Here is a 6,938-nt window from a genome sequence, read left to right as displayed (position 1 = left end):
GCGGGGAGTTTCTTGTAGAGCCCCAGCTTCTCGAGGCGGCGCTTGGTGGTTCCGCTCGCCCCGACCACAAACACCTCACGGCCCTTCTCGATCGCTTCCTCGACGGCGTTCTCAACCGCCAGGGCTGCGGTGACGCCGAGGTGGGAGACCTCGGTTAGGTCAAAGACGACGGCGCGGCAGTCACCAATGGCGTTGTGCTCGCGGCCGATCGCCTTGGCGACGCCGAAGATCATCGCCCCGTTGAGTTGGAAGAGCAGGACCTGACCGCGGGCGGCGTCGAGGAGTTGACGCTCTTCATCACTGATCTCGAGGTCGCCGTCACCGGTGCTGATCGACTTGACGCTCTTGCTCTGCAGGGCGCTCATCTTGTCGATCGTGAGGATGTTGGCGATGAAGACGCCCACGCCCACGGCGGCGATCAGATCCACCAGGACCGTGAGGGCGATCACCAGATACATGATCAGCGCGCCGCTGACCGAGATGCGGTGAGCGCGCCTGATGAAGCCCCAGTCGACGATGTCGACACCCACCTTCAGGGCGATGCCGGCGAGGACGGCCTGGGGGATCTGGGCGGCGACGCCGGTGAGGGCGAGGATCACCACCATCAGGATCAGGGCCCGGCTGATGCCAGAGAGGGCACTGCGGCCGCCGCTCTGAATGTTGACCACGGTGCCCATGGTGGCGCCGGCGCCGGGCAGGCCACCGAAGAGGCCGGAGGCGAGGTTGCCGAGTCCCTGGCCAATCAACTCTTTATTGGAGTCGTGCTCCGTGCGGGTGATGCTGTCGGCCACCACCGAGGTGAGGAGCGCATCGATGCAGCCGAGCATGCCCAGGACGGCTCCGTCGATGAGCATGAGCCGCAATTCACTCAGCTCGAAGTGGGGAATTTGCAGGGCGGGGAAGCCAGAGGCAATCTCACCAATGCGGCGAATCTCCTCACCACCGCCACCAGCCAGAACGGTGATGGAGAGCAACGTCCCAACCACCAGGGCAATCAGTTGGGGCGGAGCAATTTTTTTGACGGCCGCTGGGGTTAGCCAAAGGATGGCCATCGTGATCACCGCCAGAGTGATCTCGGTGGGCCGGGCGTTGGCCAGCAGCTGGGGCAAGTTGTTGAGGGTGCCCATGACGCCGCCCTTCGGGCTGGCCTGACCGAGGAAGGGTCCCAGCTGCAGGATGATCAGGATCAGGCCGATCCCACTCATGAAGCCCGAGATGACCGTGTAGGGCATCTGGGTGACGTAGCGACCGAGCCGCAGCAGACCGAAGGCGATCTGGAAGAGGCCGGCCAGCATCACCACGGTGAAGGCCATGGCGAGCCCGTGCTCGGGATTGCGGGCCGTCAAGCTCGCGATCACGGCCGTCATCACCACGGTCATGGGACCGGTGGGTTCGGAGATCAGGCTGGGGGTTCCGCCAAAGAGGGCTGCGAACAGGCCCACCAGCACCGCACCCCATAGGCCGGCAGCTGCCCCGGCTCCTGAGGCGACGCCGAAGGCCAGGGCCATCGGTAGAGCGATCACAGCGGCCGTGACACCGCCGAAGAGATCCCCTTTGATGTTGTTGGTGCTGATCTGATTCAGTACCCGAAAGCCCGAGCGCCGAGGAGGTGCTGAAGCGCTGGTCATCGATTGAACCGAGGTTGGCGCGGAAGGTTAGGTGCTCCCGCGCTGATCTGGGTCGCTGCAACGCAGATCGGCATCGGTCATCCTTGGTGCACGACCTCCGACTGGTGCATGGCTGAGAAGAACAGCCTTTTCGAGCTGGAGGCCAGCTTTGAGCGGGAAGCCCGCCTGGATCAGTCCTATGTGGTGCTCACGGTTGCGGCGAGCCTGATCGCCACCCTGGGACTGTTGGCGGACAGCGCCGCGGTGGTGATCGGGGCAATGTTGATTGCCCCCTGGATCCTGCCCCTGCGCAGTGCCTCCTTCGCGATCCTGGAGGGACGACTGGCCCTGGTGGGCCGTGCGTTGCTGACCCTGGCCGTGGGCGTCGGCATCACGGTGCTGACCTCAGCGGCCCTGGGTTGGGTGGCCAACCTGCCGGTCCTGGGCGATGAGGTCCTGGGGCGCACCACGCCGAACCTGCTGGATTTGGGCATTGCTTTGGTGGCGGGGTCGATCGCGACCTACGGCCGCCTCAAGCCGGAGGCGGTGTCATCCGTTGCAGGCACGGCGATTGCGGTGGCCTTGGTGCCTCCGGTCTGTGTCCTGGGCCTGTTGCTGTCGCTTCAGCAGTGGGAACCGGCCAGGGGAGCAGCCCTGCTGTTTGCCGCCAACCTGCTGGGCATTCTCTCGGGGGGATTGCTCACCTTGGTGGCCACCCAGGCGAGCCTGCGCCAGCAGCTCTTCCGCAGTCAGATGGGTCTGGTGAGCCTGCTCCTGACGGGACTGCTGCTGATTCCGCTGACCGGTGGCTTTGTGACGCTGCTGGGACAAGCCCAACAGCGTCAGGCCCTTCAGGAGGTCGAGCGGGCCATCACCGAGAGCCTGCGCCAACGCACCATCACCTTGGGTAAGGATTCAGAACTCACCGACGTCAAGATCGATTGGACGCAAAACCCCCCTTTGATCAAGGCGGCAGTTCGGGTGAGTCGCCCCAACCTGCCCACCCCGAAACAGGTTGCGGCGGTTCAGGACTTCATCAACAGGACGCAAAAATTCCGCTACCGCCTTTTGGTCCAGCGGGTCTCCATTGACGTGATCGGTCCTGAGACCGAACCCAACCCCGAACCCACCCCCGTGGAAGAACCCCAAGAGGTGGTTCCAGAGAAAGCTGAGCCGGCCAGCGTCGCCCCTGCTCCAGCGGTCGCCCCGCCGCCCGCGGCTCCGGCCGTGCCGGGGTAACGGCCTGAAGACATTTCGGCTGTTCTGTGCACAATTGGGGCCAGTCCGCTGCTGGCCATGCCTGACGCCCTCACCTTTCTGGAGATCGTCGCGGGCATCTTGCTCCTCTTTGGCGGGGGCGAGTTGTTTGTGGCCGGCGCGGTAGCCCTGTCTTTGTTGCTGGGCATTCCTCAGATCGTCATCGGCCTGACGGTCGTTGCCTTTGGCACCAGCGCCCCTGAGCTGTTTGTGAGCTTGCTCTCGACCCTGCAGGGAAATTCCGGCGGGGACTCGATTGCCGTTAGCAACGTTCTGGGCTCCAACATCTTCAACGTGATGGTGGTGTTGGGCGCCAGCGCGGCCATTACCTCCCTACGCGTTCGTAGTCGCTTGGTGCGGCGGGATGTGCCGCTGCTCATCGCTGTGTCGATGGCCACCTGGGCGATGGCCTCATCCGGGAGCTTCTCCTGGGTTGCGGGTCTGGCTCTGTTGACAGCCCTGGTGATCACCCTGGTCTGGGAGGTGCGCTCGGCGCGGGAAGACCACCAGGACGGTCTTGATGACATTGATGCGGAAGGGGCCTCCACCACACCCGTGGCCATCGTCAAATTGGCCCTGGGTCTGGTGTTGCTGGTGGTGGGCTCCCAGGTTCTGATCAAAGGCGCCATCGCTGCGGCCCAGACCCTCGGGGTGAGTGAGGCGGTGATCGGTCTGACAATCGTTTCAGCTGGCACCTCGATGCCTGAACTGGTGACGTCCCTGGTGGCGGCTTACCGGGGTAAGGCGGATCTTGCCATCGGCAACGTGGTGGGCAGCAACCTGCTCAACCAGCTCTTGATCCTGGGTCTGTGCGCCCTGCTCTCGGGTCAGGACGGACTGTTGGTCAGCCCTGAGCTGTTGCGCCGTGATTTCCCAGTGATGGTGCTGACGACCTTGGCCTGCCTGCCGATTTTCTGGAGTGGCGGCGTGATCAATCGCCTTGAGGGGTGGCTCTTGCTTGGCGCCTACGGCCTCTACTTGGTTGAGCAGATCCTCAGCAGTACGGCGGCTCCGGGTATTGATGAATTCCGCTTGTTCGTCTTGGTGGCAGCTCTGCCCCTGGTGTTGGTCTTCCTGACTTGGACCTCACTGCGCTGGATGCAACAGCGCAGGAGCGCTGGCTAGGAGCAGACGACGCTCGGGAGCATGGACACGCTGACCCCTGCGGCGGTGGCGTCGTTGTAGAGGGTTTCGCTGCTCTGGCGGTTCAGATTGACCTGTCCTGAGCAGATCAAGTCCCAGGTTTCATCGGCGAAGTGGGTTTGCAGCCAGAGCATCCCCATCACCGTGCGGTGCTTGAGGTTGTAGCTCTCTCCGACGGACGTCAGGGTGATGTCCATGGCCCATAAAAAACCTCCCCCTATTGGAGGGGGAGGCGTTGGACGCTGATGTATCAAAGCGAACCAAAACCAAAAGCCTTGGTTTTGGGGCGGAATCAGCCTTGGTTGACCTGGGAAGCGGCCTCGGCCTGACGGTGGTGGTAGTGCTGCCCGCGGTACTGCAGATCGACAGCGGTGTCGACTGAAGCCGCTTCGTGGCGGAGGGGCGCTTCGAAATGTTGGCCGCGGTAGGCGTGCTCAACGGGAGCGCTGGTGGGCTGTTCGTGGGTGGCGTTGTCGTAGGTGACGCCGCGGTACTGAAGTTTGTTCATGGTGGTCATCGGGCCTCGAAGGGTTGGCTGGTTGTCCGCTTCGTGGGAAGGAGCGTTGCTTCGCCTCGCGGTGGGCTACTTCCGGTGGAGCCAGGCCCAAAGGGGGCTCACTCAACGTTTTGTCCTTCTGATGCATTTCTAGCGGATGAAGAATGTTCAGAGTGAACAAAAGCCCCTTTTTTGTCTTTTTTGTAATAGTTACTGTGGCCCATTGAACGTTTTTTCTTCACTTTCCTTCTGCGGCCTTAGCGCAATTCCAGATGGACTTGCGAATTGGTAGCGAATGCGACCTTGACGGTGGTCTGTGATGCGGAACATTGGCACCTAATGGCGGTAATCCGTCATCCACCCAGCGACTGCTTTTTGATGACTGTTGCTTCTCCTGTCTCTCGGCCTCGGTCGAAGAGCCTGCAGGAAGCGAGCTTGCTGGAGGCTCCTCAGCTTCTGCTCCGCAAGGTGCGAGGACTGTCCTCCGGCCGTTCGCTGACCTGGCTGGCTTGTGTGCCTCTGGCTCTTTTCGGCCTGGGCGTGTTCAACCTTTCGGCCCGCGCCGCTGAGCTCCCCGAGCTCAACGCAGCGTTCCTGGCCAACAACATGTGGCTCCTGGTGGCCACGATCCTGGTGATCTTCATGAACGCCGGTTTCGCCATGGTCGAAGCCGGGATGTGTCGCCAGAAGAACGCCGTCAACATCCTTGCCAAGAACCTGTTCGTGTTCGCCCTCGCGGTGACCGCCTACTGGTTCATTGGTTATTCGCTGATGTACGGCGGATCCTTGGTGGATGGCTGGCTTTATTTCAACGGCCTCTTCTTTGACCCCACCGTCACCGCTGAGATGGTGACCGAGGGAGCCTTGGTTCCCACCGTCGACTTCCTGTTCCAGGCTGCCTTCGCCGGCACCGCCGCCACGATCGTTTCCGGTCTCGTGGCTGAGCGCGTCAAGTTCGGCGAGTTCGTGATCTTCGCGCTGGTTCTGACTGCTGTTATCTACCCGGTCTCCGGTTCCTGGCAGTGGAATGGCGGCTGGCTGAGCGAGCTGGGCTTCATTGATTTCGCTGGCTCCTCGATCGTCCACTCCGTGGGTGCTTGGGCCGGCCTGGTGGGCGCCATGCTGCTTGGCCCCCGCATCGGCAAGTTCGTGGGCGGTAAGCCCCAGGCCATCCCCGGCCACAACATGTCGATTGCAACCCTGGGTGCCCTGATCCTCTGGATCGGCTGGTACGGCTTCAACCCCGGCTCTGAGCTGGCGATGGACCAGTACGTGCCCTACGTGGCTGTGACCACCACCCTGGCGGCTGCCGGTGGCGCCATCGCTGCCACCATCGTCTCCACCCTGACTTCGGGCAAGCCCGACCTGACGATGATCATCAACGGCATCCTGGCCGGTCTGGTGAGCATCACTGCCGGTTGCGGCAACATGACCCTGGTGGGCTCCTGGGTCGCTGGTGCCGTCGGCGGCATCATCGTTGTCTTCGCAGTCTCCGCACTGGATGCCTCTGGCATTGACGATCCCGTCGGCGCCTTCTCCGTCCACGGTGTGTGCGGCGTCTGGGGCACCCTCGTCATCGGCCTCTGGGGCGTTGATGGCATGGACGTCGGTTCTGCAGGCCTTGGCCTCTTCAATGGCGGCGGCTTCAGCCAGCTCGGCATTCAGGCCCTGGGCTGTGCGGCCTACGCCATCTGGACCCTGGTCACCTGCTGGATTGCTTGGTCCGTGATCGGCGGCCTCTTCGGCGGCATCCGCGTCACTGAGCAGGAAGAGATCGAAGGTCTCGACATCGGTGAGCACGGCATGGAGGCTTACCCCGATTTCGCTTCGGCGAAGTGATCCTCTGAGCTCTGCTCGATGGGCCCGCTTCGGCGGGCCTTTTTTATTGCCTCAGGGCCTTGGCTGGCAGCATGGACGGGCCCAAGGGTGCCGCTTTTGCCCTGCCCCCGCTGCGGTGCGCGCTTGCTCACCAAAACCGAGGAGCGCCCTCCGCGCTTGGTTTGCGTGGACTGCCGGCAGGTCTTGCCCCAGTCGGTCCAGGTGCCGCTCATCACCCTGGTGGTGCGTCACTTTTTGGGCGTGATGCTGCTGCTGGGCCTCGTGGTGGTTCCACTGCTGGTGATGAGTCTTTCGCCCTGGATTGATCGGGTTCCCCGGGCGCCCCGCACCAACTTGAGCGCCACTAGATGAAGTACATCGCTTGCGCTTGAAGCAGCGCATCCCGTTGGGCGAGAAGGTCCGCGAGGGATGTGGACTCCAGTAGGGCCAGGCGCTGTTCCTGCAGTTGGCTCCCAAGCGAGTGCAGCACCTGCTGCTCCAGGCTCTGTTGAGCCGCTGGCTGCGGTTCGGACCTGCCCTCGAGGCAGTCGATTACCTCGGCCAGCCGGATGTCTGCGGCGGGTCGGGCCAGTTGGTAGCCCCCCTTGGGGCCACGG

At 63.1% G+C, this 6,938-nt stretch carries 8 protein-coding genes; 4 read left to right on the top strand and 4 right to left on the bottom strand.

The genetic code is table 11. The features are described from left to right. The coding region (locus QZ186_RS10945; RefSeq protein ID WP_296416790.1) for a SulP family inorganic anion transporter at positions 1-1,628 on the bottom strand (1,628 nt) is incomplete at its 3' end. Positions 1,629-1,736: 108 nt separating this feature from the next. On the opposite strand from QZ186_RS10945, the gene QZ186_RS10940 reads away from it, so the two are divergent. Beyond that, the gene (locus tag QZ186_RS10940) at positions 1,737-2,846 is read left to right on the top strand and encodes a DUF389 domain-containing protein (RefSeq protein WP_296416788.1); all 1,110 of its coding nucleotides are present in this window, start codon (positions 1,737-1,739) and stop codon (positions 2,844-2,846) included. A gap of 57 nt (positions 2,847-2,903) precedes the next feature. Beyond that, a complete protein-coding gene (locus QZ186_RS10935; protein ID WP_296416786.1) occupies positions 2,904-3,989 on the top strand; it encodes a calcium/sodium antiporter in 1,086 nt (361 codons plus the stop codon). Here the strand turns inward: QZ186_RS10935 and QZ186_RS10930 are convergent. Together QZ186_RS10930 and QZ186_RS10925 are read right to left on the bottom strand one after the other, a co-directional pair. Further along, positions 3,986-4,204: a hypothetical protein gene (locus tag QZ186_RS10930; protein ID WP_010316559.1), complete on the bottom strand. Its 219-nt coding sequence runs from the start codon at positions 4,202-4,204 to the stop codon at positions 3,986-3,988. The two genes, QZ186_RS10935 and QZ186_RS10930, sit on opposite strands and share 4 nt — an antisense overlap. 95 nt (positions 4,205-4,299) lie before the next feature. Then, positions 4,300-4,524: a DUF4278 domain-containing protein gene (locus QZ186_RS10925; protein ID WP_296416780.1), complete on the bottom strand. Its 225-nt coding sequence runs from the start codon at positions 4,522-4,524 to the stop codon at positions 4,300-4,302. Positions 4,525-4,881: 357 nt separating this feature from the next. On the opposite strand from QZ186_RS10925, the gene QZ186_RS10920 reads away from it, so the two are divergent. Next, on the top strand, positions 4,882-6,342 hold the full coding sequence (locus QZ186_RS10920; RefSeq protein ID WP_247477818.1) for an ammonium transporter: 1,461 nt from the start codon (positions 4,882-4,884) through the stop codon (positions 6,340-6,342). Between the two features lie 87 nt (positions 6,343-6,429). Beyond that, on the top strand, positions 6,430-6,693 hold the full coding sequence (locus QZ186_RS10915) for a hypothetical protein (RefSeq protein WP_296416776.1): 264 nt from the start codon (positions 6,430-6,432) through the stop codon (positions 6,691-6,693). On the opposite strand, the gene QZ186_RS10910 is transcribed toward QZ186_RS10915, so the two are convergent. Beyond that, the coding region (locus QZ186_RS10910) for an Rrf2 family transcriptional regulator (protein ID WP_296416775.1) at positions 6,686-6,938 on the bottom strand (253 nt) is incomplete at its 5' end. The two genes, QZ186_RS10915 and QZ186_RS10910, sit on opposite strands and share 8 nt — an antisense overlap.

Origin of the sequence: Vulcanococcus sp. DEBay_Sum29NL08_54, assembly GCF_017859255.1 — a bacterium.
GTDB lineage: Bacteria > Cyanobacteriota > Cyanobacteriia > PCC-6307 > Cyanobiaceae > Vulcanococcus.
Note: the sequence above shows the minus strand (reverse complement) of the source record. Positions and strands in the feature narration are given on the sequence as shown.